Raw genomic sequence first — 26,178 nt, 5'->3', positions numbered from 1 at the left:
TATTAAAGGCACAGCTCAAAAATATGTTTCACTTTGGCGACTACATTGTAAACTCGAATATTCAGTAACCGCTCTTATAGATAAGAATATAACAAATTACGTTTATAGGAGTTAAGTTTAGCAGCTGAATGTAGATCGGTTAAGGCTTTTGCTGAAAAAAGTTTATCTAACCAATTCTTAAGCTTTTTACTCTTTTCATCCGAATTGAAATACTTTTCGTAGTTAAAACTCAAAGCTAAATGTATTGTAAACTCATCGCTAGAATAGTTAATATTCAATTCATCAAGATTTCGCCCCAAAATAGACGTCATATTTTTCTTAAGAGGGTTCTTATCGTTAAACCTCTTACAGCCTGCATACTCGCGATATTTCAACAGATTATATGGCAGAATTTCCATTTTTGCGTCACCAACAATTTCAAGCCATAAAATATAATCTTCACAATGCTTAAATTTCACATTAAATCTATATTTTTTTGCGAAGTGCATCCGCACTGTCGTTAATGCTTGCGAAAATGGATTACCGAATAATAATGCTAAACTAATGTCTTCATGCTTCATTGAAGTTTGTACTCTAGAGGTTACTTTGCCAAAAGCATCAATAATTTCACACCATGATCCTACCATTGCATAATCAGGATTACGCTCTAAAAAGTCTATTTGCAATGCTATACCATGGGGATGAACCCAATCCTCAGCATTTAGATGAATAATGTATTTCCCCTTTGCTATATCTATTGCTAAATCCCATTTAGATATATTTTTGTTGAAGGAAAGATACTTTATTCTATCATCACAATAAGTTTCAACAAAGGAGCGACTGATATCGACAGCCTCATTGTCAACTACGAAGAGTTCAAAGTTTGAATAACTTTGGGATAGTATCGAAGCAACACAAAGATTTAGATATGTTGGCCCATCTTCACATGACAATATAACAGTCACCAATGGGCAAGCATCTTTGTCAAAGATTGGCAGGGGATATTTCAATTGTTCAATTTCGGGACCTTCCCGTATAACATTTCGATAAACCTCGATTGTACGGTCAACCATGTTATCTAATTTGAAGGTTTTCAAAGCGTGTTTTTGCGCATTTTTCGCAAATCTTCTGGCTATTGATTCATTTTGTAGAAAATACTCAAGCTTAGTGAATAATTCCTTACTATCAACAACAACAGGCTTTCCTTTTGTAAAATTGACTTTCACTCTAAGCCCGCATTCGTCAAGAACAATTTCTTTCAAACCATCAACATCACTTACAATTATGGGCAAGCCCATTTGCATCATTTCAATGGCTGTATAGCTGCATTGCTCAACATAACTTGGAACCACCCCAATATCAGACATGCAAAAAAAATCATATAATGTCGGTTTATCGAGGCTACCGGTAATGGTAATTTTTGACCAATATTTTTTTGTTTTCTGCAGCAGCAGAGACAAGTTACCAGAACCTGCGATTACCAATCTTATATTTTCTGGATTTCTAGCGACGAGCTTTTCAAAAACTTTTACTAAATCAAAAACGCCCTTTGATTCTTTAACCGTACCCGCGAAAAGAATAATTTTATCATTCACAGAAAAGCCGTAGGTTCTGCGCAGTTTCTTTTTTTGTTTATTCTTATCGTAGTATTGTATTTGTATACCGTTATTAATTGTTGTGATCCTCTCAGAACTGACACTAAAAAGATTCGTTAAATTATCTTTTGCACAATCTGTCACCGTAATAATATGATCGATAGACTCATAATTAATTTTTTCGGATTGAAGCTTAGGTAGTAAGTGAGTGATCTTTTTTCTCTTTTCATAAACAGCATTCAGTTTATAAAAATCCTTCAAGTTATTATTTACAAAATCTCGCCAGGGAATACAATGTTTTGTTAAGATGATCTTACAGTCTATCCGCTGTTTCAAATGCCAGGCGACTGAACAATGATTTATCCAATTCAAATGAACAATGATATTTGTTTTAGTTTTCATATCATTAATCAATACATTAGACAAAAATCCATCGGCATTATACCCTCTATCTTGCGTCGAAAATGTTGGAATATGCAGTTCCCTGGCAGACGCTAGATACTCTATTTTGAGATCAAGGTATTTACTATTAGTCCATACATAAGTTAAATCGATGCCTCCATTTATTTCCAGACCATTTCCCAACTGTGTGATATAAGTATTTAATCCGTTGTCTTTTACTTCTCTAAAATAATCTATTAAATAAACCTGAAGTTTCATATGCAAAAACTATTATCACAAATTTGAATTGAAGCAATAATCTCCATATAGAAATCTTAATTGCTAAACAATATTCCTTTCAATATTAATTACTGGATGTTGTTGTTGTGAACAAGGCTATTGGATACAGGAAACGCCCCTTCGGTGTTTCCTGTATAATCTTAACATGAGCTTAAATAACTCAAAAACAGGGAAAAAATCTACTTCTTTTTAGCACTTAATGAGATAAAAAAATGTACAATTGATATGTAAATTGCCACTGTTATAACAGATAGTACCGAATTCCAAGGTTGTCTAACCAACGTTGATAAGTAGTTGCTAATCTGTGAAAAAGCCAAAAGTACCGATATTATGGAGGCCAAAAAGTTGAATTGTTTATTGTAAGAGAAAAAATCCCTCTTTTCGATTATAAATATATAGGTTATAACCAATAGTGGCAGGGATCGCGCTAGTTCAAAAAAAATTCGTGGTAAAAAAAAGATTTCGATTATTAATAACATCAAAGTCAATACAACCCAAATAATTCTATAAATACGGTTGGTCATACAAGGATATCGTTAAATTGAAAGTTTAATGTCCAGTTGAACCACCGATATAATGCTCCTGACCATCCGACCCTACGTACATAGTTTTATTCCCAAAACTTCGCCACCATTCTGCCATTATATCCCCTTCCACCGCAAATGCAGCACCATATCCAGCGCCAGCTGCTGCATTACCAAAACTCCCGCCAGATCCGAACATATCTTTAAAGTAACCAAAAATCGCACCCCATGATGCTGCCTCAGAGAGGCTCCCTACGAGTGAGTCCCAGATTATTGACGTATTCATAACATAATGTACGCGTCCTGTATTGTCTTGATAATAAGAATCTCCTTCACTGTCCGTTCGGACCGAAGCCCCCCCAAGCCAAGTTGATGGTAGAGGCTGGCCATGAGTAGCGTATTGGCTTAACATAGGATGTACATATGTTTCTTCCGATTCTCCTATCCCTCCTGTCCCTCCTGTCCCTCCATCTATTCTGCCTTGATACATTGGAATGTCTGTCCAAGAATATCCATCGAATGATACTTTTTTGTAAAAGGACCCATCACCAGCTGTATAAATTTCTTGATCAATCAAATAAGGTCCATTGCTATCAATTGCAACACGTATACCGGTTGAAGACCCGCCCATGAATGCTGCTAACTGATCCTTAGTGATCAGTTCCATTTCAGCCTCCAATTGCTCAAATGCCAAGATTTTTTTACCCTTTTTCATTAGTTTAATATTTGAATTATTTATTGAATTTCTAAAGAAAGTATCGTTAATGTTATATGTTTACTAGAATAAAGACTCCATTTAAAAGTTCCACAAGATATTGTCTATTTATCAGCTAAGCAAGATATCTATATTGTGAAATTATTAAGAAATTATTAATTTATTAAACAACAAATAAATAGCAGACTATTTTTATAAGAAACTATTATTTATTTTAAATATAAGGTCTATATTGCCTTTTTTTACATTACCGCTTTTATCTTAATGGCAGAATTTCCTAACGACAGACAATTGGACCTGATGGACTGCGGGCCATCATGTATAAAGATGATTGCAAGATATTATGGAAAATATTATTCCTTACAGTCACTTCGAGACAAATGTGGAATCACCAAAGAAGGAGTTTCATTTGATGACATCACACATGCTGCTGAATCAATAGGACTTAGAACTCTCGCACTTAAATGCAGTATAGAGGATCTTCTTACAAAGATTCCTTTACCAGCAATTATACATTGGGATGATAGCCACTTTGTGGTCGTGTACCGAATAAAATATTACCGGAACAATGATAAAGGATCAAAAAACACAGTTCCAAGGGGTGCTATCTATGTTTCTGACCCGGCAAAAGGATATGTGAAATATAGTACGAACGAATTTGCGGCAAAATGGTTGAAACAGAAAAGCAATAAAGGAGCAATAATTGCAATTGAACCTCAGGCGGACTTTTATGCACGTCAAGCCGAAGAAAAGATAGAACGGAGAAAGACATTTGAGAGTCTCCTGGCTTATTTCGTACCCTATAAAAAAAGCTTCTTAAACTTATTTATAGTTATGCTTATAGTGACTATTCTACAAAGTATGCTGCCATTTATAAGCAAAGCAGTCATAGACGTTGGAATACAGACACAAGATTTGGATTTTATTAATATTGTGCTAATCGCAAATGTTGCAATAGTTATCAGTGTCCTATTAAGCAATATGGTTCGAGATTGGATTTTAATGCATGTAACCGCGAGGGTGAACATTGCATTGATTTCGGATTATCTCATCCAGCTAATGCGTTTACCAATTACATTTTTTGAGAATAAAATGATGGGAGACATATTGCAGCGAGCCCAGGATCACGAACGAATCCGCTCATTTATAATGAATAATTCACTGAATATGGTCTTTTCTATCCTGACATTTTTGGTGTTCGGGATTATTATGTTCATTTATAATCCAGGTATTTTCTATACTTTCATAGCTGGCAGTACAATATATGTTATATGGGTAATAGTATTTTTAAGGGTCAGAAAAAAACTCGATTGGGAATACTTTGAACTAGTTAGTAAAAATCAAAGTTATTGGGTGGAGACAATCGGGAGCATTCAGGATATTAAAATTAATAATTACGAAAAACAAAAAAGATGGAAGTGGGAAGGCATCCAGGCTCAGTTGTATAAGGTGAATTTGCGTGTTTTGAAGATATCAAATATGCAAAGTCAAGGAGCGCAATTTATTGATAGTCTAAAAAATTTATTTATTACTTTCTATTGTGCTAAAGCAGTAATTACCGGAGAAATTACATTTGGAGTTATGCTTTCTGTCCAATTTATCATTGGTATATTAAATGTCCCTGTCACTCAGTTTATCCAATTTATCATTTCGTATCAATTTGCAAAAATAAGCTTTCTTCGACTAAATGAAATACATCAAATGGATAATGAGCATGATGAGGTAGGGCAAAACAATATTGAACTGCCCAACAACAAAAGCCTCATTGTCAACAATGTGGGATTTCAATATACACCGCATGGCAAAATTGTTTTACAGGGTATCCGATTGATTATCCCACAGGGAAAGGTAACAGCAATAGTTGGCGATAGTGGTAGCGGAAAGTCAACTTTATTGAAATTATTGTTACGACTATATAAACCGACTGTTGGTGACATTCGGATTGGTGAAATGAACATTAATAACGTAAGCCTTAGACAATGGCGAGATAAATGTGGAGCAGTAATGCAAGACGGGAAAATATTTAACGACACCATTTTAAACAATATCGTTCTAGACGATGAACGTATTGATTACGAGCGATTAAAAAAGGCTTTAAATACAGCAAATATCTCCCAGGAAATCGAAGCCTTACCCCTAGGATATCAAACAATTATGGGAGAGCAAGGTCGGGGATTAAGTGGGGGGCAAAAACAACGGATCCTAATAGCTCGCGCTTTGTATAAAAATCCAGATTACCTATTTTTTGATGAAGCGACCAACTCATTAGATACAATTAACGAGACGAAAATTACAGGTTCTTTGAATGAGGTATTTAAGGGAAAAACCGTAATAGTCGTTGCTCATCGATTGAGTACGATAAGAAAGTCAGATCAGATTGTGGTTATGCAACAGGGCAGGATTGTCGAGATTGGAGATCACAATTCACTAATGGGAATAAAAGGGAGATATTTTCAATTGGTACAATCTCAACTTGATTTCCAATTGACTTCACCAACTGAAGTTCCAGCAACTTTAAATAGTAATTAATACAATGGAACCAACAAAGATAGATAAAGCAATAGAAAATAGTCGTAGTGAAGAAGTTCATCATATAATTGAACGGATGCCATTGCGATTTGGCTTTGGGATAAGTATGATTGTAGTAGTATTATTTACTATTATGGTCATCTTTGGTTGGATTATACGCTATCCTGATATTGTTAAAGGACAGATTATTGTTCATGCAGATAACGCACCATTGAAATTACTTGCCAATAGTCACGGTAAACTCAAATTAACAGCAATAAAGTCGCTAAGTGATGTAAAAGAGGGACAGCTCATCGCATATTTGGAAAATCCGGCCCAACCGTATAATGTATTTTTTATCGATAGCCTAATAAGACCTTACAACCCGAACAGCGATGACATGCTCAACCTATACCATAAATTGCCTAAAAACTTCTCTCTCGGTGAGCTGAATGTGAAATACTACGAGTTTTCATCAGCACTAGAACAATTTATAAATTTCGAACAAGACGACTTATATGACAAACAGACTATAAGTTTGATCGAAATCATTGATGAACAAAAAAAAGCGATTTTCTCTGCCGAACAAAGAATTATAATGGCAATTAAAACGCTAAATTATATACATAAATTTTATTCGCGAGATTCCATCTTATTCAGTAAAAAAGTAATTAGTGAGTCTGAGCTTGACAAGACCCAGATGAATTACATATCCGCTAAAGATGCTTATCAAAGCTCGATTAATAGCTTAACTAATTTTAAACAACAGTTTCAACAGTCTGAAAGTAAATTGCAAGAATTAGCTGTGAATAAATCCGAGAAAAAGAAGGAACTTCGAATGACTTTAATTTCATCTTACAACGATTTAGTAGACAATATCAAGAGTTGGGAGCAAAAGTATATTTTTAGAGCTCCGTTTGATGGAAAAATTCAGTTTCTAAAACCTTATCAAGAAAACCAAACTGTACAAACTGGTGAAGAGATTTTCACAATAGTCTCTAAACAAAATCTGCTCCACGGTCAAGTAATTGTACCTTCGCATGGTGTTGGAAAGATTGCAAAGGGACAACAGGTAATTGTCAAATTAGATAACTTTCCATATAATGAATATGGATCAGTCACCGGAACGGTAAATTCCATTTCACTTACAACCAGCAGTACAAAAACCGAAAACAGTGAAATAGAAACATATCAGGTGGCGGTAAATTTTCCCGATCAGCTAAAAACAAACTACGGCACGCACTTGGCTTTTAAAGCTGAAGCAAAAGGAACTGCAGAAATTGTAACCGACGATCGCAGACTTGTTCAGAGATTGTTTGACAATTTAAAATACGTTATGAATAAGTAATTAGTTAATCTGATTTTCTGGTACCAGGAAGAGCGTAAACCGCTTGTGTTTATTTGTCTAAACTGTAATAGCCACGTATCGGCCCGACGAACCCATCTTGACCTTCAATTCTTAATGGCCTTACTTTGCCTGCACGATAAAGATAAAGTAATGGATCAAAGAGAAAGAATGAAGGCAGAGGTTGAGCGCTGGCGTCAGAGCGGGCTTACCCAAAAAGAGTTTAGTCAGCAATTAGGAATGAAGGTGGCAACCTTTGCCTACTGGGTATCACGCAGCAAAGAACCGGAAAAGAAGAAAGGGTTTATCCCCCTGGTCCCTCGGGCGGAGTCTGTAGAGGCCATAGAAGTTAGTTACCCTAACGGCGTGCGCATCAAAGTACCGGCTTCTGATATGAAGATCATTTCTCAGCTCATTCATCTGTATTAATGTTCAGCCTGAACTCCTCTCACCGGTATTTTCTCTATCAGGGCCATTGTGATATGCGAAAAAGTTTCGACGGTCTGTGTGGTTTAGTTAGTTCAGAGCTCAAAAGGGAAGTATCTTCAGGAGAAGTCTTCGTCTTTCTCAACCGGGGGCGCACCCATATTAAACTTCTGCACTGGGAACACGGCGGCTTTGTATTATACTATAAGCGGCTCGAACAGGGTACTTTCCCTACTCCCAAAAAGGAGCAGCTGAGCTGGGCAGATCTGGTGCTGATGATCGAAGGTGGATATTCCGGAGCATGTTGACCCCTCCAAAGCGGTTAGGATAGCGGATAGCGATGCTGCTTAAATCAACAGAAACGCCTGCCATTCCGGCGGATACTGACCCCCTCTGAGAGATAGGCGCAATGCGTACCGGAGCATGTTGCCCCCCTGATATTGACTTAAAGGGGATACCGTACCGGAGCATACTGACCCCTCTAATTCTGGTTTTGGTTATACTTAGTGATCAATTTATTACAAAAGAAGATCACTGATGGCCGGAAAACCAAGACCCATGAGTCAGATAAAACAACTATTACGCTTACACACCCAGGGCTATTCTATTAAGGCCATCGCACGAACGCTGAACATCAGCAAGAACACGGTGAAGTCTTATCTTGCCAAGCTTCAGTCTGCTGCCCTGGACCCACAGGAACTGCTTCAGTTGGAGGATCCTGTCCTGGAAACCCGGTTCCATTCCGGTAATCCTGCTTATAAGGATCCACGTTATATTCATTTCAAAGGAAAACTGGAATATCTCTCCAAAGAGCTTAAAAAAATAGGGATGACTAAAAAACTGCTGTGGGATGAATACATTCTGGGTTTTCCCCAGGGGTATGCCTACTCCCAGTTCTGCTTTCATCTGCATCAGCAGCTTGTTGCCCGTAAGCCGACCTCTGTATTAAGCCATGAGCCTGCCGATAAGCTGTTCGTCGACTTCGCCGGCAAACAGATCAGTTATACAGACCGCCAGACCGGGGAAATTATCAGTTGCCAGTTGTTTGTAGCCTGTCTTCCTTTTTCTGATTATGCTTTTGCTATGGCTGTACCCTCTCAGCGAATCGGTGACTTTCTGTATGCCCTTTCCTGCTGCCTGAAAGAATTGGGCGGGGTACCCCGGGTACTGGTACCCGATAACCTTAAGTCTGCTATCGTCAAGGCAGACCGGTATGAGCCGGAGGTCAACCGGAGCCTGGAAGACTTTGCCAATCATTATCAGATGTCGGTCGTGCCTGCAAGACCGGGCCGTCCCCGCGATAAAAGTCTGGTTGAGAACCAGGTAAAGCTGCTCTATACCAGAGTGTATGCCCGGCTGCGCAACCGGCAGTTCTTCGATCTGGCTTCTCTAAATCAGGCCATCAGCGAAAAAGTACGCGAGCATAACCAGACCCGCATGCAGCGTAAGGACTACTGCAGGGAAGAACGCTTCCTGGCCGCTGAAAAGCCGTTACTCTCTGAGCTGCCCCAGCAGGACTTTGAACTAAAACACTATTGTGAACCCAAGGTAGCCAGTAACGGGCATGTCAGTGTTCAGAAACACTTTTACAGTGTTCCCTACACGCTGATTGGTTCCAAAGTAAAGGTGATCTATACCCGCAGTATGGTCTCTATCTATGCTGAAGGGAAACAGGTGGCTGTCCATATCAGAAGCTACAGCGGGGGATATACTTCGGTAAAGGAACATCTGAGTTCTGCTAATCAGGCCTGGCTGAACCGCAGTCCGGAATATTACCTGGAGCGGGCCCGTTATAAGTCGGAAGATCTCTACCGCCTCCTTGAGATCATCTTTCAGCAGGACCGTTATCCAGAGCAGTTGTACCGCACCTGCGACGGCCTGTTCCGTTTACACCGGAATACCGAGGCAGAAAAGTTCACCCGTGTTTGCCGGATCGCTGTGCAGCACCGGATCTGCTCCTATAAGGCCATCCAGAAAATACTGGAGAACAACATGACGCTCTATCTGCAGGAGGAGAGCATTGAACATCCGCTTCCTGCCCATAACAATATCAGAGGAAAAGAATACTATATACAATCCACTATTCACTTTTAATATGCAAATCGAAACACAACTCAAAGAGCTGCGCCTGCATGGAATGTGCCGCAGTTGGCAGGTACTGCTGGAGACCCGCCGCCATCACGAACTGAACCTCTCAGAGGGCCTACAATTGCTGCTGCAGGCCGAACAGGAACAGCGCAGCGGAAAACGCTTTGACCGTCTGCTTAAAAATGCCGGCTTCCGCTACCGGGCTTCTGTGGAAGAACTGAACATGGATGCCTCCAGGGGGATTGACCGTTCACTCATTACGGACCTTGCCATGGGAACTTATCTCTCCAGTGGAGATGCCGTTCTGATCAGCGGGGCCTCAGGTGCCGGTAAAAGCTTTCTGGCTTCTGCCCTGGGGCACCAGGCTTGTGCACAGGGATATAAAGTGGCTTATTATAACCTGCAGAAGTTACTGCTGCGCACGAAGATGAGCCGGATTGATGGGAGCATCTATAAGTTTATGGAAAAGCTTTCGCGCACGGAACTGCTCATTCTGGACGACTTCGGACTCACTCACCTGGAACAGCAGCAACGCATGGATCTGATGGAAATCATAGAAGACCGTCATGGCCGCAAATCTACTATCATCGCCAGCCAGCTGCCGGTGGCAAGCTGGTATGATGTGATCGGTGAAGAAACGATTGCTGATGCCATACTCGACCGGCTGGTACATACCGCTTACAGAATTGAACTTAAAGGTGAAAGTCTAAGAAAAAAAAGGTAAAATTGTCAGGCCTTCAGAATCTATGGGCCAAAACCAAATTAGGGGGTCAGTATGCCCGGTACGGGGTCAGCATCTCCGGAATCTCCACGAAGGGATACAGGTTCACAAGAGCCGGCAATTACGACGTTATCAGGCATAAAAAGAGGCTTTTTTCTTGCATAGACGGCCTTTTTTGTGTAATTTCATGCCATGGATATGGCACTGGAATCACTCTCAAAAGAACAATTAATTGCTCTTTTGCAACGCAAAGATGCCACCATAGAAAGACAGGACGAAAAGATCACCTACCTCAAAGCCCGGGTCGACCTTTTAGAACGTCTGCAGTTCGGCCAGAAGCGAGAACGCTTTGAAGGTGACCCTGCACAAGGCGTATTGCCATTTGAAGCTCAGCCGGAAGCAGAAGCCATTCAGCAGGAAGAAATCAAAGAACAGATCACCTATACCCGTAAGAAGCAGTCTGCACATAAAGGCCGCGCTGCCTTGCCTGCCCATCTTCCTGTAGAAGAAATCGAGATCCACCCTGAGGGTGATCTAACGGATATGGTCTGCATTGGAAAGGATGTAACCGAAGAACTGGAATGTGAGCCTGCCCGCTTCTTCATCCGTCGCTACATCCGTTATAAATATGCCGCTAAAAACGCAGAAGGAGTAAAAACGGGAGAGCTTCCTGAACGGGTCATTGATAAAGGCATTCCGGGAGCAGGGCTGCTGGCCATGATCCTCACTGATAAATACATGGATCATTTGCCGCTCTACCGGCAGAAACAACGCTTTGCCAGGGAGAACATCCCCATAGCCTCCTCTACCATTGAAGGCTGGGTCAAACAGGCACTGGAAAGACTGGAACCACTCTACCAGCAACTCAGGTTTGATATCAAAGCCAGAGGGTATTTACAGGTCGATGAGACCTCGATCAAAGTATTGGAAAGCGATAAGAAAGGTGCTGCCCATATGGGCTGGTATTGGGTCTACCATAGTCCTTTGGATGGATTGGTGCTGATGGACTATCAGCCTACCCGGGGTGCGGCAGCCACTACGGAGATGCTGAAACACTTTAGAGGATACCTCCAGAGTGACGGGTACGCCGTCTACCAAAAGATAGGACAGCGGACAGAAGTAACACCGGTAGCCTGCTGGGCTCATGCCAGAAGAGAGTTTGAACGGGCACTGGATAATGATAAAACCAGGGCAACCAAAGCCTTGTCGCTTATCCAGGCTTTATATGCAGTAGAGCGAAAGGCAAAAGAGGAAGGACTGAGTGCCCAGCAAATCAAAGCGCTTCGCCTGGAAGAATCTCTTCCGGTGATCAATGAACTGGGAAAATGGATCTTTCATGAGGTAAAGAATACCTTACCCAAAAGCCAGATCGGGAAGGCTATGCGCTATGCCATGGAGCGTTGGGATAAGCTAAGCGCCTATCTGCAGGACGGAAGCTTGTTGATTGACAATAACCAAATCGAGAATGCACTGAGGCCCATCTCTCTGGGTCGCAAGAACTACCTCTTTGCAGGAAGCCATGATGCAGCTGCCAGAGCAGGCATGATCTATTCCTTTTTCGCTATCTGCAAAAAGCATGAGGTGAATCCCCTGCAGTGGTTGAAACACGCCCTGCAAAACGTCATGACCATTAACCATAAGAACATTCGTGACCTCTATCCGCAGAATTATAAGAAACTAATCGAGTCCTAAAAGATGGGTTCGTCGGGCGGATACATAGCCACTACTTGATCTGACAGTTGGGTGTTTTTAAAAATTGTCAGACGTCCTCTTCGAATATAACTTATTTTCTGCAAATCCCTCAGACGCATTTTGTGGCTTACCCTCCCAGATGTGGCTTAAGGAGGGATAAGCCACAAAATGGTCTTCCTTCAGTGTTTCTAGCATCTTTTGTCTGGCAAGGGGAATGCTGTCTTTGAATGTTTGCATAGGTGTTTTCCCAAAGCAGTATTTACCTGAATGAGTTCGCTCCTGGTTATAATAGTGCATCCAGCGGTCCAGATCATGCTGCAGCTCCTGAATGCTTCGGTAAACTTTTTTTCTGAACGCGATAGCATAGAATTCGTCCTGTATCGTTCTGTGAAAGCGCTCACAAATGCCGTTGGTCTGCGGGCTCTTGGCCTTGGTTTTACTATGATCGATGTCCTCTATGGCTAAATATAGCTGATATTCATGTTGTTCTCTGGCCCCGCAATATTCTGTTCCCCGGTCTGTCAGCACCCTGAGTAAACGTAAGTCATGTTGTTCAAAGAAGGGAACCACCTGGTCATTAAGCATATCGGCGGCAATCAGCGCATTCTTTCTGTCATACAGCTTGGTAAAAGCGACCTTGGAGTAGGTATCAATAAAGGTTTGCTGATAAATGTGGCCAACCCCTTTAATATTGCCAACATAGTAGGTATCCTGTGCTCCCAGATATCCAGGATGGTGTGTCTCGATTTCTCCCTGCGCTTTTTTTTCTTCTTTGGCCCGTTCCAGGGCAGCTAACTGCGCTTCTGTTAAAACGATACCTTCCTGTGCAGACTTCGCTTCCAGCGCTTTTAAACGCAACTTAAACGTGTGAAGATCATGTCTTAACCAAACACTGCGAACGCCTCCTGGAGATACAATGAGGCCCTTTTTCTTTAATTCGTTGGATACTCTTAATTGTCCAAGGGCTGGTTGTTCTATGGCCATATCCACAATGGCTTTTTCTATATGTTCTTCTACGCGGTTCTTCAATACCGGCTTCCTTCTGGATATTTCCTGCAGGGCCAACTCTCCTCCCTGCTCGTATAACTCTTTAAATCGATAGAAACTATCCCGGGAATAGCCCATCACTTTACAGGCTCTTGATACATTCCCCAAATGTTGGGCTAACTCCAATACCCCTAACTTGTTCTTGATGATTTTCTCTTGTGTTGTCATAACTCAAATCTGTTTTTCAGTTGTTAATTTATTGCAACTGTCAGATTAAGTTTTGACTATCTCATCTAAACCTGTATACAGTAACCCTTGTTAATTACTTTTAATTTATAATTGCCAGCGATGTTATCTTATATCGGCCTGTTTCATCTACCTGAATGGGTAAACTAAGCGGTTTGAAGATCCTGGCTTTAACCCGGTGTGACCAAGTATACACTTTGATATGGGTTCTCCAATCTCGATATTTGATATCAAGTATACCTTTGCAATCATTAGGCAACTTCAATTTGCAACCTTCAAATTTAATTTCGCGCGAAGGAAAATATGTCTTGCGCTGAAAGCTGTGTCCACTACATGTTCTTATTTCACCATTCTCCTCCTCAAAGAAGACCCATATATCAATGAAAGGAAAGAGATAAGGAAAACCATTTGTTTTTTGACCATTCTTTAGCCATAATTTATGGTATTGCTGATTTGTGTAGCCCCATATCCATGTACAATGCTCAACCACACCTCGTTTTTTTATCTCTTGAATGAACTTGTCAACATCCCGTGAATCTATCTCTAAATCTATATCATCGTCCCACGGCATAATTTTTCCATGTCTTACTTCTCCTAGCAACGTGCCTGCGTGTAAAAATAAGTCAATACCCATCTCTTCAGCTACCAAGGATAGGTGATGCATTATTGTTATAGCTTGTTTCTTTGTATCGACTGTCCAGGCTTGATGATTAAATATCGCATTTCTTATAGATTGACTTCGCTCTAGATAACTGAGAGATTTAGTTTCATCATATTCAAACCAATCGGTTTCAAGATAAAGTGTATTAATTTGGCGCGAAAGCGACTTTATCAGTAATTCTTCATCCACTGGTTGTGTAATAGTGTCACATACTAACATTTTTTGCGCACCACTTTTTTTCATAAAATAAAAGTAACTACCCCAAAAGTAATTAAATCGACTTGCTCCCAATTCATTACGTTTCTTTCTACCCTCTTTAGATATTTTATCATATGGAAAAAATACCTCCCAATCTTCTTCGTCAGAAAATTCCGATAGGAGCTCTTCTGCTGTAACAGTTACTTTTACTCCTTCTTCAACAATCATGCATATATCATTTAGTGAAGATTCAAGAAAGTGATGCCATATACTTGAGTGTGCTTTGTAATTGTCAATTTCGTATGCTGTTAATCTTACTCCGTACGTTTCATAAAAAACATGATCGTCAGTTTGTTTGATAGGGCTACCAAGGATAGTCTCATGCCCACAAGACGTCATTATGAATCCCGAGGGGCGACCTGATTCGTCATTCTTGATGTTATAAATCGTCATATCGATTTCAATATTTATTGATGAACATTATTGATTATAGTACTCGATTTTTGATACAGAGAATTTTTCAACAGCATTCTATCCTTCCGGTTTTGTCTACAGAGATATATGCTTCTAATAACTTCCCTATCGATCTCTCAATACGATGGCTATATGGATAGAAAACAATCTTTTCCTTCCAACCTGGATACCTATTGTTTAGGTACGACATAGGGTTTTTGGGGATTTTAGCAATGGTGCCTTCAAAATTACAGTCGGATAGCGGGAAAATATCTACTATATCGTATGCATATCCATAATCAAAATATAGCTTCGAATCAACTATTGCAAAAGGAAAGATGTCAATAAAAGGGAACCTGTGTCTATAGCCTTGGATTTCTTCGCAGTCTGTTGACCAAATTTTGTAGAAAGGGTATTTACCATACAAGTTAGCAGTTCCTATTTCAATGCCTTCTTTTTTTTTGAGACTTTCTAAAAACTTTTCTACATCTTTGTTGTTCATCGCCAGATCTACATCGTCATCCCATCGCATTATTTCCCCGTGCCTAATACAACCTAATAAAGTACCTTCACTTATAAATAGGTCAATATTTATTTTTTTTGCTTCCAAAAAGACTATGTTTAATAGCTCTCTTACTTTTTCCTTGTTACGTGAATTCCAACGTTCTATCTTACCAATTGATGATAAAATTTCTTGATTTCTATGTTGATCATAATCCTTAGGTTTATTAATAAAATCAAATCCATCATCTTTCAATACAGCAGCTGTTAATTTTTTATCTCGCATTAAGTCAAGGATAATATCACAATAATTCTGGTTTATCTGTTTGATTCGATTGAGTACTATAATAGCTCCTTCCCTGGAAACTAAATAATTCATATCCGTCCACTTATAGCCCATCTTATATCCCTGTTGGGGTAAATATTTAAAAGGTGTTTTTGATTGTAAAATAATAAAGTTCCAATTATTTTGATCCGGTATCTCGAAATTATCTATGAAATCCGATTTCTGAATAGTGTCATATACAAAAGCGACATCCTCCTCAGTAGATATAAAATCTTCTAATGCCTGTATATGTTGGTAAACTTCATTAAGCTCCACTTCACTTAATCCAAATCCATATTTTTCACAATAACCCTCTGAGTCTAGTTGGTATTTCTCGTGTAAATGGCCAAAATTCCCATCAAATATTGGTACGATTTTGTATTTCTTCATATCAGCAGAAGCGTAAGCTCCGGGTTTATTTGTTTCTAAAAAATTTTAACTTTAACCCGTTGTGCGGTTCAACCGGCAAGGGCATGGTTTAAGTGATTAATGGGTCTGTTATTTCTTAAACTAATAAGTTGAAGCTCAACTACGCTGCTGATAATAGAGCACATTCTCGTGAACAGCCAATTAAGAGATTTAGCATAGTTCATCTTAATATACAGATGGTCACACAGCTGAGAAAACAGATTTTCCACTCGCTTTCGGATATAGCGGATGGAAGGGTTCCAAAGTGATGTTTGTTTCTTCATATTACTCCTTAATGGGGTGATCAATCTGATTCTGTCCTGCTCAAAAAGGGTTGTCTGAAATGGTAGAGACAAATATCCTTTATCAGCAATTAATTCACAGTCAGAAAGTTCTATATTATTAAGCTCATTAAGAAACTGAACGTCATGCACGTTGGCAGCCGTCATTCCCATCGGTACCGGCACGCCTGCTTTAGAAATGATCAGTTGCATTTTAAAGCCGTAATAGTGCATCTTATGAGAGGCATGGTAGCCCCGGGCGGGCCATTCAAGAGTGTCTTCTTTACAGATGCTGTTCCTAGATATCCTCACATTCTGACAGATGGGAATGGGCACCGGATCGATGATGAACTGATTGTTATCCGGGCTAATGATTTGTGAGACGGGCCGGGCTACCAGGGCTATATAATCCTGCAGCTTCTTTCGTCTTCTGTTATAGTTACAGCGGTCAGTCAGATTTGGAAACTCCCTGCTATATTCTGCTCTAAGCATAGAAAATAACAGGTTTTCAGAATCAATACCAAGGGCTTCGGAAGTAATAGACAAGGCAATCACTTCTATATCTGAGCGTTTTGGCAAATACCTGTAGGTAAAGAAGTTGCCATTGGGTAATAGATATTCTGACAAAGCAAGTTTGCTAATCTCAAGAATCTTGTCGAAATTGTTACCCATCATTCGAAAATAGAGAATATAATACCCATCTCAAAATACCCGAGGCTCGCATGGCAGTTGTCACGAAAGCCAATGTTAAGCTTTCGTTAATTAAGAGGTCCGTGTCGTAATATTCACTTTCATCATCTTCTTCTATCAAATGATGAGGTTTCAAGTCAAAAGACTGATTGTCGCCACCTGTTTGGGAATGGAAAATTAGACAAACCACTGTAGTAGCGCTCATCACAATCCAAAAACGCAGGAGTTGAAATCTCATTCCACTCACTGATAATATAAAATTAACCTTGCAAAATCACATAAACAGCAATTAACCGATACAAAAACATAACAATTTATTTACAATTTGATTTTGCCTACTAACCTATATTTGAAATACCTAACAATTATTAGTGAAGAACTATGTGATAATATTAGCCGGAGGTTCGGGTAATCGCTTTCAAGGTGATTTACCTAAGCAATTCAGTCTTCTAGACAGCCGTCCTGTGCTTATGCATACGATTAGCGCCTATCAAAATTCAACTATCTCACCGGATATTATATTGGTGATGAACAAAAATTATTTCGGCTATTGGGATGAGTTATGCCGTCAATATAATTTTAGAACACCTTATATCATAGTTGAAGGTGGGAAAGAACGTTTTTACTCGGTAAAGCAAGGGTTAAATGAAATTATTGACGACGGAATTGTTGGCATCCATGATGGGGTTAGACCTTTCGTTACTGACAAACTTATTATTGATGCATTTTTAACGGCTAAAAATAAAGGCAATGCTGTACCTGCTGTTACTGCTATAAATACAATAAGACAAAGTCTGGATAGCAAATCTTCGATTGCATTAGATCGCAATACGATACATGTAGTACAAAATCCTCAAGTTTTTAGGGTAGAAGAAATAAGAAAAGCTTATAAACAACTATACGATCCCTTATTTACTGATGATGCTACAGTTGCCGAAAAATATGGGATTAATATTAATTTAATTGAAGGTGATAGGAGAAATATAAAAATAACTCATCCCTTGGACTTAGCTATAGCGCATAGTATACTTGAATACAATCAAAAGACATCATTGGCTTAAGAAGTAGTAATTTAAAGGGGCCTTTGTCGCTGCAGGGTAAGCGTCCGGTTAACCCATCTATTTTGGCTTCGTAAAAAGATTATTGCACGTAAGAAGAAGTCCATTTATGTGGCAGCAATTCGTCCAGTTTGCTGGCATGGTGTGAAAGAGGCTGGCATGTTTTATATTAGATCGGGATCATCATCAACATAACCTCGTTCTACCGAACCTTTCTTGCCTCAAAAAAGGCAATCTCAAAGGGGCAAAGTACCTGAACAGAAATATCTAGAAAGCATCGCCACAGATAGACTTCATCAAGCACTATCTAAATATGACATCCCTAAGCCACCATCGCATTCCCCTTAATCCTCTCTACGATACCTACTATTACCGTATCCGCCCGACTAACCCCATCTTGACCTGCAGATCTTAATGATCTTACTTTGCCTGCACGATAAGGATAAAAGTAATGGATCAAAGAGAAAGAATGAAGACAGAGGTTGAGCGCTGGCGCCAAAGTGGACTATCGCAAAAAGAGTTCTGTAAAGGTTTAGGAATGAAAGCAGGAACGTTTGGCTACTGGGTGTCCCGCAGCAAAGAATCAGAAAAGAAGAAAGGGTTTATCCCCTTAGCCCCTCCGGCGGGATCGGTAGATGCCATAGAGGTTAGTTACCCTAACGGAGTGCGGATCAAAGTACCGGCTTTAGATCTGAAGGCCATTTCTCAGCTCATCCATCTGTATTAATGTTCAGCCTGAACTCTTCTCACCGGTTCCTCCTCTACCAGGGGAATTGTGACATGCGTAAAAGTTTTGACGGCCTTTGCGGCCTGGTCACCTCGGAACTCCGCAGGGAAGTATCTTCAGGAGAAGTCTTCGTCTTTCTCAACCGGGGGCGTACCCATATTAAACTTCTGCACTGGGAAAACGGAGGCTTCGTTCTTTACTATAAACGGCTCGAACAGGGTACTTTCCACACTCCTAAAAAGGAGCAGCTGAGCTGGGCCGATCTGGTGCTGATGATCGAAGGAATACAGGTTCACAAGAGCCGGCAATTGCGACGCTTCCACCTCTGAAAAAGCGCCTTTTTCCTTGCAGTAACGCGCTTTTTTACGTAATTTCACGTCATGGATATGGAAGCACTCTCAAAAGAGCAATTAATTGCTCTTTTACAACACAAAGATGCCACCATAGAAAAACAAGACGAAAAGATCACCTACCTCAAAGCCCGTGTCGATCTTTTAGAACGCCTGCAGTTCGGCCAGAAGCGCGAGCGCTTTGAGGGCGATCCCGCCCAAGGCGTACTGCCATTTGAAGCTCAGCCGGAAGAAGACGCCATTCAACAGGAAGAAATCAAGGAACAGATTACCTATACCCGTAAGAAGCAATCTTCTCATAAAGGCCGCGCTGCCCTTCCTGCACACTTACCGGTAGAAGAAATTGAGATCCATCCTGAAGGAGACCTCTCTGATATGGTCTGCATTGGCAAAGAAGTGACCGAAGAGCTGGAGTGTGAGCCTGCCCGCTTCTTCATTCGCCGCTACATTCGTTATAAATATGCTGCTAAAAGCGGAGAGGGAGTGAAAACAGGAGAGCTTCCTGAGAGGGTGATCGATAAAGGCATTCCCGGAGCAGGGCTGCTGGCCATGATCCTTACTGATAAGTATGTTGACCATCTCCCTTTGTACCGGCAGAAGCAACGCTTCGCCCGGGAGAACATCCCCATAGCCTCCTCTACCATTGAAGGCTGGGTCAAACAGGCGCTGGAAAGACTGGAACCACTTTACCAGCAGCTCAGGTTCGACATCAAAGCCAAAGGATATTCCACCTGAAACGAAAGATGCTTTTATCGACGTCGATGTATTGTCAACACCCTTAACAGTTGAGACCGATTGGGAAGGCCAAGTAAATTATGATGTTATAAACAGTATTCATATTTTGGGACAGGATGTGACAACCCAAATTCGCAAATAAGATGTGACAGGAAAAAATGCTCTTGGTCTTCAAGTGGTGATTGCCAATTATCTTTCAGCACCAAAGGAGATAGTAAAACTTAATCTAAATCGAGAAATTAACCGAATCACTTTTCCTGCATTAGTGGAAATTATTGAAGACTCTGACTTTTAATGGGTTTTAGCGATCAGCGGTTTCGTCCAATGCAACAAGTATTTCCATTAGGTTTGTGATGTTATAGCTATTTTTAACTCCAGCTTTTGCTATAAAGTATTCGGCAATCTCCCGGTTACTGTAAGGAAAACATTCTTTAATGCCTGCCGCGATGGTACTTAAATACGCTGGACTTGGGGACGTTTCTGGTAGGTCTTTTTCATGGGTAAAAGTAAATATGGGATACCCATGATGATCACCCAGATAAATAATTTTACTATACCATGAGCCTGGCGCAAAAACGTAATCTAATGTTCGCGCACGGTCAAAGTCTATCTGAACGGCTTTGCCTCCAATTTCCTGTTGCAGCACCTGAACAAACTGCTCCTTAGTAATTAGATACATTCTGCCCCAGGTTTGTGCATTTTTATTAAAGTCATTGCGAAGGAAGCCCACACCACCATTGTTCCAGGTAGATGATGATTTGGCAAAATAGAGTTCGCTGGTTATATAGAATTCCTCAATATTACTCGGCAAGGTAGGATCTGTACAGCCAATATAAGTTTTAGATGCCCCCTTTGGTTTGCCGCCTTTAATATAACAGAGAAATCTTTCCTCACTGATATTGGAGCCATAGGAAGCATACCAAACCAAATCTGTACTTTTATCCATAACTATAACGAACATACGATTTTACATTGGTGAGTTATCATTTAAATGGTACGTTCTTGTGAGTTAATCTAATTACGGTTTTGCTTGCAAAAAGAAAAGGATGTTTATCCTTCAACCAAGCTGAAACAATATTGGTATCCAATAAAATGTTATTTCCAGTCATCAGGATTAATTTTCTCACATCCTTCATTAATGGCATTCTCCATTAAAATGGCATCCTCCTTGGATATGACACCACTGAAATCATGTGCTGAAAGTTTCCTGACCCTGGAAGAGCGAGAGGATTTTTTTACTACTGCTTCAATTTCAGCAAGCACCTCTTCGCTTTTTATCTTTATCAATTCCTCTATTAACTGCAATTTTCTGGCTTCTGAATACATATGCTCTCTCTTTAATGTAAAAATACTAAAAATTATTTCTTAGCCATTTACCAAATCTCCACGCTCGCCTTTCAGTATCTCAAGCTGCTTTTTTACTTCGGCTAACTCCTTTTTAAGATCAGCGAGTTGGGCTTTAAGGTCCGTATTCCGTTCAAATCGTTCCTGTAAAAGATCATCTTTTAACTTTAGCTGTTCGGCATGTAATGCTTTCAGAGTCTCAATATCACTTTCATTATAGGTAATGGGGCTAACTACTTGGTTGCCGCTTCCATGATTGTAATTATAATTATTTACTCTTGAATCAAAGAAATATTCCGGATCTACTTCGAATAGTCCAGCCAAGACTACTGCAGTATCCCAAGATAGTTTGGTTTGATCGGATTCCAGTTTGGAAATAGCGGGTTGTGTAACACCTAATGCATTAGCTATATAATCCTGTCCCCAACCTTTTTGCTCTCTTAGTAAACGTATTTTAGTTCCTGTAGTCATCCACTTATATGATTTTAATAACCAAATGTTATGCGATTATAACTTTTAGTTATTTGATTAATAATCAACGCTATGCATCTTTGTTTTGCAGAATAAACAAAGATATACATAATTTAAAGACATTAAAAGGAGGAATTAATGTGAAGCAGCCGGTTTTTCCGGTTAAAAAAAATATGATACATTTGAAAACTACATAGATATAGATATTATATCAGGGTTTTCACAAGACTCTCGCTAAATGAAAACGGCAAATTTCAACGAACGTGAGATGATAGTGAAAGAACTCTGCTCCACCATATTAAATGGTCAAGGGGCAGCGTTCCTATCAGCTTGCTACGTTCAGGGCTCTTTGCCGTGCCTCATTTGCAGCAAGACGGAACATTAAGCTGTCCCTTAATCATATTCCAAAGATACCAGGCGCCATGTTCCGTTCAGGATTTCAATCATTGATTCTTCGAACAACAAAGGATGTCAGGAAACGGAACAAGCGGCTTAAAATCGAGTATTTCTTTAGGGAAGGAGCTTTCACAAAATGGAGCTACTTTTGAAGGTATTGCAGATTTTGTTTCTGCCTACAGCCAAGAGGAAAGTAAAGCACTGCTTTGGCTACTATTAAAGTGCTCCATCTCAGGTAATCTTCTTACGCTAAATTCCACTGAACGCCAGAACCTGCTGACATTCTATGAGCATCTCGATGGGCTACTCAGTGAAGTATATTTAGAATATAACCACGGAAACGAAAGCATCAATGATTTTCCTGCCTTAAACTCAGAAAATAGCGGTAATATTCAGCCGGGTATCATTTCGAAGAAAGGGGAAAAAGACCATGTATAATATTCGGTCTCTTTCCAACCGGATTTTTCTTGTCACCAGATTCAGCCCCTCACAATTACAAAGCAGAATCCTTACTTCTCCACCCGTCATCATTAAAACGCATAAAAATCTCTTTAGGAATATAATCAGGCCACGTATGCGATGGAAAAGCCCGGGGCATTACTATCACAATACCTGTACCCAGTTCGACATTCTCTTTATCCGCAAACCGAGAAATCCCATCTAACCCTTTTTCGCTTTCCACGGTGAGTTCGGCCGTTATTTCTTATTCCATCACTCAACAACCTTTACGCAATAAAATGAAAGCAAAAAACAGCTTAAGGGGATTCTTTTGCCCCTGGCTTACCTACTACATTCTCAATATCCGATCGTGGCTGCTAAAGCCTGGTAAAAAGAAAACCAGTCCTGATGACAGCTCCGCACAGGGAAAGTTCATCCTTCTCTTTTATTTCTTCCTCATCATCCTCTTCTCGCTGATGGCCGTCGTCGATACCTACGCCCAGTCCGCTCAAACCATCTCCGGCAAAGTCACCGACGAAAAAGGAGAGGGGCTCGCCGGCGCCATCATCAAACTAAAAGGCACCACGCTTGCCACCAGTTCAGGTAAGGAGGGGACCTTCCAAATCAAAGCCCCCTTCGCTAACCCCACATTGATTATTACCTTCATCGGCTACCAGCCCCAGGAAATCCCCCTGAAACCAGGGCACACGTTCCTTTCTGTTTCGCTAAGCCCTGACAGTACACAGCTCAATGAAGTGCAGATCGTCAGCACCGGCTACCAGCAGATCCCCAAAGAACGGGCAACAGGCAGTTTTGTGCAAATCAATAACGAACTGTTTAACCGCCGGGTTTCCACCAATGTCCTGGAAAGGCTGGACGGAGTAGCCAGCGGGGTATTATTCAACACCAACCAGTCATCAAGCTCCGAACCCTTCAACATCCGGGGGCGAAGCACCCTGCTCACGAACGGCACTTCAAAAGGGGCGGCAGACCCGTTGATCGTACTGGACAACTTTACCTATGAAGGGGATATCAAGAACATCAACCCGAACGATATAGAAAGCATCACCTTACTGAAAGATGCGGCAGCAGCTTCCATCTGGGGTTCGCGCTCCGGAAACGGGGTGGTGGTAATAACCACCAAAAAAGGAAGGGCGAACCAGCCCCTGCACATCAGCTTCAACAGCAACCTGACGGTGGCGGAGAAACCGGATTTGTACTACAGCCGCAACTTCATCAGCGCTTCCGACTATATCGATGCCGAAACAGCACTTTACGGAAAAGGCTATTTCAATTCCGACCTGACAAACAGCTCCGGCTACCCGGTGGTTTCGCCGCTTATCGAGATCCTGGGAAACCAGCAGCTTTCCGACACCGAAAAGGAGCAGCCAACCGCAGTCCTGAGGGAACAGGATGTGCGCAGGGACTACATGAAATACATGTATCAGAAAAGCATAAACCAGCAATATTCCCTGGCCCTGAGAGGCGGCAGTAAAAACTTCTCTTACACCCTGTCCACCGGCTACGACCGCAACCGGAGTTACCTGGTAAGGAACGGCAACGAGCGGGTAACGCTGAACTCCCTGAGCACCTATAAGCCGCTCGATAAATTAGAAATTACCGCCGGGATCCTGTATTCCCGCTTCGCCAGCGACAATAATAACAATGTCTTTATGGGGACGTTTGCCGCAGGCGGAAAGTACAATACCATTTTTCCTTATGCCCGGCTTGCCGCTGAGGACGGCAGCCCCCTGCCGGTAATCAAGGGATACCGGCAGCGGTATAAGGAGAGCATGGAGGCCAGGGGGCTGCCCGACTGGAGCTACCGCCCGCTTGAAGAGCTGAACCTTGCCGGTAATACCAGCCGCCTGCAGGACCTGCTGCTGAGGGCCGGCCTGAAGTACACGATCGGCGCCGGCTTTACCTCGGAGTTGCTCTACCAGCAGGAGCGGCAGTCGGGGTCGTCCAGGAACCTCCAGCTTCAGCAGTCCTACGAGGTGAGGAACTATATCAACCGGTTTGCTTCCATCAATACCAGTACCGGGCTGATTACCTATAACTTCCCCAAAGGCGACATCCTGAACCTGAGGCAATCCGAGCTCTCCTCTTACAACCTCAGGGGCCAGCTGAACTACGATCATCTTTTTGCCGGGCAGCACGCCCTGAACGGCCTGATGGGATTTGAACTGAAGGAAAGCAAAACGGATGGCTATGACCGCAGCTATTACGGCTACGACAATGAATACGGCACCTCGGTTACCAACCTCGATTTCAAGAATCCCTATCCCACCAACCCCTCCGGATCAAGCGTGCTGCCTGCCCTGAACAGCCTTGTACCCGGCACGGTCAACCGCTATGTCTCTTATTACGCCAATATGGGCTATACCTACAAGGGCCGGTATACGCTGACGGCAAGCGCCCGGCAGGACGGGGCCAATATTTTTGGGGTGAAAACCAATGACAAGGTCACCCCTTTGTGGTCTGCCGGAATGGGCTGGACGATCAGCCGCGAGGCTTTCTATCATTCGGGCCTGCTGCCCTTGCTGAAGCTGAGGGCCAGCTACGGGTATAACGGCAACGTGTATAATGCCAGCGCCCTGCTTACGGCGCGGTATATCGGCAATAACGTCCTGGGCCTGCCATACTCGGTAGTGAACCGGCCGCCAAACCCCGGCTTAAGCTGGGAGCGGGTGAAGAATGTAAATATCGGACTGGATTTTGAAAGTGCCGGCAACCGCGTTTCGGGGACGGTAGAGTTCTTCCGGAAAGAGGGGAAGGACTTGATCGAGGACATTCCGCTTGCGCCCTCCCGGGGTTTTTCGTCCTTCAGGGGCAATGGCGCCAGTACAAGTACCAAAGGACTGGACCTTACTCTTAACACGGTGAACCTGAAAGGGAAATGGAACTGGAAGTCGGTCGTCCTGTTCAGCTACGCATCCGACAAGGTCACCGCCTTTGACCAGTCGTACAACAATACGCAGCTCACGCAGGCCTCCTTTCTGATCCCGGTAACCGGTAAATCGCTGTTCGGCGTTTACAGCTACACCTGGAGAGGGCTCGACCCGGAAACCGGCGATCCGGTTGGTGTTTTGAACGGGGAGGAGAGCAGGGACTGGGAGAAGATCATTACCACGACCCCTGCCGACAGCCTGGTCTACAGCGGATCCTCCAAACCAAAGATCTACGGCTCGGTGATGAACTCGCTTTCCTGGCGAAAGTGGTCTGTATCGGTCAATATCCTGTTCAGGCTGGGCTATTTCTTCCGCAAAGAAACCACGTCGCTCAACTATGCCGACGTGATCAGCATGCCGCGTGCCGGATTCGGCGACCGCTGGCAGCAGCCGGGCGATGAGCTCTTCACCAGTGTCCCTTCTGCCGTTTATCCTTCGAATAACAACAGGAGCGACTTTTACAGGTTCGCGGAGGTAAACATCGAAAAGGGCGATCATATCCGGCTGCAGGACGTCAGCCTGACTTACATGCTCAGCAGGAAGCTGTCCTTCTATATGTATGCCGCCAACCTGGGAATCCTTTGGAAAGCCACCAAAACGGACATTGACCCCGATTTTCCCTCTTACGATTTCGTGTCGCCCCGTACCTTCTCATTCGGTGTTAAAGCCTCCTTTTAATTTTTA

General features: G+C 41.9%; 21 protein-coding genes and 2 pseudogenes. 13 read left to right on the top strand and 10 right to left on the bottom strand.

Annotation, left to right across the window (positions count from 1 at the left end):
• Window positions 1-74: 74 nt before the first annotated feature.
• Both BDE36_RS16915 and BDE36_RS16910 read right to left on the bottom strand, forming a co-directional pair.
• On the bottom strand, window positions 75-2,234 hold the full coding sequence (locus BDE36_RS16915) for a glycosyltransferase (RefSeq protein WP_141815799.1): 2,160 nt from the start codon (window positions 2,232-2,234) through the stop codon (window positions 75-77).
• 570 nt (window positions 2,235-2,804) lie between these two features.
• A complete protein-coding gene (locus tag BDE36_RS16910; protein WP_141815798.1) occupies window positions 2,805-3,494 on the bottom strand; it encodes a hypothetical protein in 690 nt (229 codons plus the stop codon).
• 264 nt (window positions 3,495-3,758) lie between these two features.
• On the opposite strand from BDE36_RS16910, the gene BDE36_RS16905 reads away from it, so the two are divergent.
• From BDE36_RS16905 to tnpC, 7 genes are all read left to right on the top strand, one after another.
• Window positions 3,759-6,023 carry a peptidase domain-containing ABC transporter gene (locus BDE36_RS16905; protein ID WP_202618230.1) on the top strand — a complete coding sequence of 755 codons (2,265 nt, stop codon included), beginning with the start codon at window positions 3,759-3,761 and terminating at the stop codon, window positions 6,021-6,023.
• A 4-nt stretch (window positions 6,024-6,027) separates the two neighbouring features.
• Window positions 6,028-7,350, top strand: a complete 1,323-nt coding sequence (locus BDE36_RS16900; protein ID WP_141815796.1) for an HlyD family secretion protein — start codon at window positions 6,028-6,030, stop codon at window positions 7,348-7,350.
• A 150-nt stretch (window positions 7,351-7,500) separates the two neighbouring features.
• The gene (tnpA, locus tag BDE36_RS16895) at window positions 7,501-7,776 is read left to right on the top strand and encodes an IS66 family insertion sequence element accessory protein TnpA (RefSeq protein WP_141815795.1); all 276 of its coding nucleotides are present in this window, start codon (window positions 7,501-7,503) and stop codon (window positions 7,774-7,776) included.
• Window positions 7,776-8,081, top strand: a complete 306-nt coding sequence (tnpB, locus tag BDE36_RS16890) for an IS66 family insertion sequence element accessory protein TnpB (RefSeq protein WP_141815794.1) — start codon at window positions 7,776-7,778, stop codon at window positions 8,079-8,081. Before tnpA (BDE36_RS16895) ends, tnpB (BDE36_RS16890) begins: the two co-directional genes overlap by 1 nt.
• Window positions 8,082-8,310: 229 nt before the next feature.
• Window positions 8,311-9,867: an IS21 family transposase gene (istA, locus tag BDE36_RS16885; RefSeq protein WP_141813393.1), complete on the top strand. Its 1,557-nt coding sequence runs from the start codon at window positions 8,311-8,313 to the stop codon at window positions 9,865-9,867.
• 1 nt (window position 9,868) lies between these two features.
• On the top strand, window positions 9,869-10,585 hold the full coding sequence (istB, locus tag BDE36_RS16880; protein WP_141813394.1) for an IS21-like element helper ATPase IstB: 717 nt from the start codon (window positions 9,869-9,871) through the stop codon (window positions 10,583-10,585).
• 189 nt (window positions 10,586-10,774) lie between these two features.
• Window positions 10,775-12,274 carry an IS66 family transposase gene (gene tnpC, locus BDE36_RS16875; protein WP_141815793.1) on the top strand — a complete coding sequence of 500 codons (1,500 nt, stop codon included), beginning with the start codon at window positions 10,775-10,777 and terminating at the stop codon, window positions 12,272-12,274.
• 180 nt (window positions 12,275-12,454) lie between these two features.
• On the opposite strand, the pseudogene BDE36_RS16870 reads toward tnpC, so the two are convergent.
• From BDE36_RS16870 to BDE36_RS16855, 4 genes and pseudogenes are all read right to left on the bottom strand, one after another.
• A pseudogene (locus BDE36_RS16870) lies at window positions 12,455-13,489 on the bottom strand (IS481 family transposase); the annotation flags it as partial.
• A 100-nt stretch (window positions 13,490-13,589) separates the two neighbouring features.
• Window positions 13,590-14,594 (bottom strand): LicD family protein, encoded by a 1,005-nt coding sequence (locus tag BDE36_RS16865; RefSeq protein ID WP_161987668.1) that lies wholly within the window; start codon window positions 14,592-14,594, stop codon window positions 13,590-13,592.
• Between the two features lie 292 nt (window positions 14,595-14,886).
• Entirely contained in the window at window positions 14,887-16,035 is a 1,149-nt protein-coding gene (locus BDE36_RS16860; protein ID WP_141815791.1) for a LicD family protein, read from the bottom strand.
• Between the two features lie 68 nt (window positions 16,036-16,103).
• On the bottom strand, window positions 16,104-17,009 hold the full coding sequence (locus tag BDE36_RS16855; RefSeq protein ID WP_141815790.1) for an IS982 family transposase: 906 nt from the start codon (window positions 17,007-17,009) through the stop codon (window positions 16,104-16,106).
• 386 nt (window positions 17,010-17,395) lie between these two features.
• Between BDE36_RS16855 and BDE36_RS16850 the strand changes: the two genes are divergently transcribed.
• From BDE36_RS16850 to BDE36_RS16835, 4 genes and pseudogenes are all read left to right on the top strand, one after another.
• Window positions 17,396-18,085: a 2-C-methyl-D-erythritol 4-phosphate cytidylyltransferase gene (locus BDE36_RS16850; protein ID WP_141815789.1), complete on the top strand. Its 690-nt coding sequence runs from the start codon at window positions 17,396-17,398 to the stop codon at window positions 18,083-18,085.
• 448 nt (window positions 18,086-18,533) lie between these two features.
• A complete protein-coding gene (tnpA, locus tag BDE36_RS16845) occupies window positions 18,534-18,809 on the top strand; it encodes an IS66 family insertion sequence element accessory protein TnpA (RefSeq protein ID WP_141815788.1) in 276 nt (91 codons plus the stop codon).
• A complete protein-coding gene (gene tnpB, locus BDE36_RS16840; RefSeq protein WP_141815787.1) occupies window positions 18,809-19,138 on the top strand; it encodes an IS66 family insertion sequence element accessory protein TnpB in 330 nt (109 codons plus the stop codon). Before tnpA (BDE36_RS16845) ends, tnpB (BDE36_RS16840) begins: the two co-directional genes overlap by 1 nt.
• Before the next feature lie 51 nt (window positions 19,139-19,189).
• Window positions 19,190-19,885, top strand: a pseudogene (locus BDE36_RS16835) (IS66 family transposase); the annotation flags it as partial.
• Between the two features lie 310 nt (window positions 19,886-20,195).
• On the opposite strand, the gene BDE36_RS16830 reads toward BDE36_RS16835, so the two are convergent.
• The 3 genes from BDE36_RS16830 to BDE36_RS16820 form a co-directional block, all read right to left on the bottom strand.
• Window positions 20,196-20,840: a hypothetical protein gene (locus BDE36_RS16830; protein WP_141815786.1), complete on the bottom strand. Its 645-nt coding sequence runs from the start codon at window positions 20,838-20,840 to the stop codon at window positions 20,196-20,198.
• Window positions 20,841-20,989: 149 nt separating this feature from the next.
• Entirely contained in the window at window positions 20,990-21,220 is a 231-nt protein-coding gene (locus tag BDE36_RS16825) for a hypothetical protein (protein ID WP_141815785.1), read from the bottom strand.
• A gap of 39 nt (window positions 21,221-21,259) precedes the next feature.
• On the bottom strand, window positions 21,260-21,709 hold the full coding sequence (locus tag BDE36_RS16820; RefSeq protein ID WP_141815784.1) for a helix-turn-helix domain-containing protein: 450 nt from the start codon (window positions 21,707-21,709) through the stop codon (window positions 21,260-21,262).
• Between the two features lie 468 nt (window positions 21,710-22,177).
• Here BDE36_RS16820 and BDE36_RS16815 point away from each other — a divergent pair, with 468 nt between their 5' ends.
• Complete coding sequence (locus BDE36_RS16815) at window positions 22,178-22,543, top strand: hypothetical protein (protein ID WP_141815783.1); 366 nt, start codon at window positions 22,178-22,180, stop codon at window positions 22,541-22,543.
• A 55-nt stretch (window positions 22,544-22,598) separates the two neighbouring features.
• On the opposite strand, the gene BDE36_RS16810 is transcribed toward BDE36_RS16815, so the two are convergent.
• Window positions 22,599-22,787 (bottom strand): hypothetical protein, encoded by a 189-nt coding sequence (locus BDE36_RS16810; RefSeq protein ID WP_141815782.1) that lies wholly within the window; start codon window positions 22,785-22,787, stop codon window positions 22,599-22,601.
• A gap of 55 nt (window positions 22,788-22,842) precedes the next feature.
• Between BDE36_RS16810 and BDE36_RS16805 the strand changes: the two genes are divergently transcribed.
• Complete coding sequence (locus BDE36_RS16805) at window positions 22,843-26,172, top strand: SusC/RagA family TonB-linked outer membrane protein (protein ID WP_235904352.1); 3,330 nt, start codon at window positions 22,843-22,845, stop codon at window positions 26,170-26,172.
• The last annotated feature ends 6 nt before the right edge of the window (window positions 26,173-26,178 follow it).

This window comes from Arcticibacter tournemirensis (genome assembly GCF_006716645.1).
Taxonomy (GTDB): domain Bacteria; phylum Bacteroidota; class Bacteroidia; order Sphingobacteriales; family Sphingobacteriaceae; genus Arcticibacter; species Arcticibacter tournemirensis.
This window is presented reverse-complemented; position numbering and strand designations above follow the sequence as displayed.

Coding starts and splice junctions, on each gene's coding strand:
- tnpA (WP_141815788.1), top strand. CDS start 18,534: ATGGATCAAAGAGAAAGAATGAAGACAGAGGTTGAGCGCTGGCGCCAA.
- tnpC (WP_141815793.1), top strand. CDS start 10,775: ATGGATATGGCACTGGAATCACTCTCAAAAGAACAATTAATTGCTCTT.
- BDE36_RS16865 (WP_161987668.1), bottom strand. CDS start 14,594: ATGATTGTTGAAGAAGGAGTAAAAGTAACTGTTACAGCAGAAGAGCTC.
- tnpB (WP_141815787.1), top strand. CDS start 18,809: ATGTTCAGCCTGAACTCTTCTCACCGGTTCCTCCTCTACCAGGGGAAT.
- istA (WP_141813393.1), top strand. CDS start 8,311: ATGGCCGGAAAACCAAGACCCATGAGTCAGATAAAACAACTATTACGC.
- istB (WP_141813394.1), top strand. CDS start 9,869: ATGCAAATCGAAACACAACTCAAAGAGCTGCGCCTGCATGGAATGTGC.
- BDE36_RS16860 (WP_141815791.1), bottom strand. CDS start 16,035: ATGAAGAAATACAAAATCGTACCAATATTTGATGGGAATTTTGGCCAT.
- BDE36_RS16910 (WP_141815798.1), bottom strand. CDS start 3,494: ATGAAAAAGGGTAAAAAAATCTTGGCATTTGAGCAATTGGAGGCTGAA.
- tnpB (WP_141815794.1), top strand. CDS start 7,776: ATGTTCAGCCTGAACTCCTCTCACCGGTATTTTCTCTATCAGGGCCAT.
- BDE36_RS16855 (WP_141815790.1), bottom strand. CDS start 17,009: ATGATGGGTAACAATTTCGACAAGATTCTTGAGATTAGCAAACTTGCT.
- tnpA (WP_141815795.1), top strand. CDS start 7,501: ATGGATCAAAGAGAAAGAATGAAGGCAGAGGTTGAGCGCTGGCGTCAG.
- BDE36_RS16830 (WP_141815786.1), bottom strand. CDS start 20,840: ATGGATAAAAGTACAGATTTGGTTTGGTATGCTTCCTATGGCTCCAAT.
- BDE36_RS16820 (WP_141815784.1), bottom strand. CDS start 21,709: ATGACTACAGGAACTAAAATACGTTTACTAAGAGAGCAAAAAGGTTGG.
- BDE36_RS16905 (WP_202618230.1), top strand. CDS start 3,759: ATGGCAGAATTTCCTAACGACAGACAATTGGACCTGATGGACTGCGGG.
- BDE36_RS16915 (WP_141815799.1), bottom strand. CDS start 2,234: ATGAAACTTCAGGTTTATTTAATAGATTATTTTAGAGAAGTAAAAGAC.
- BDE36_RS16825 (WP_141815785.1), bottom strand. CDS start 21,220: ATGTATTCAGAAGCCAGAAAATTGCAGTTAATAGAGGAATTGATAAAG.
- BDE36_RS16815 (WP_141815783.1), top strand. CDS start 22,178: ATGTCAGGAAACGGAACAAGCGGCTTAAAATCGAGTATTTCTTTAGGG.
- BDE36_RS16900 (WP_141815796.1), top strand. CDS start 6,028: ATGGAACCAACAAAGATAGATAAAGCAATAGAAAATAGTCGTAGTGAA.
- BDE36_RS16805 (WP_235904352.1), top strand. CDS start 22,843: ATGAAAGCAAAAAACAGCTTAAGGGGATTCTTTTGCCCCTGGCTTACC.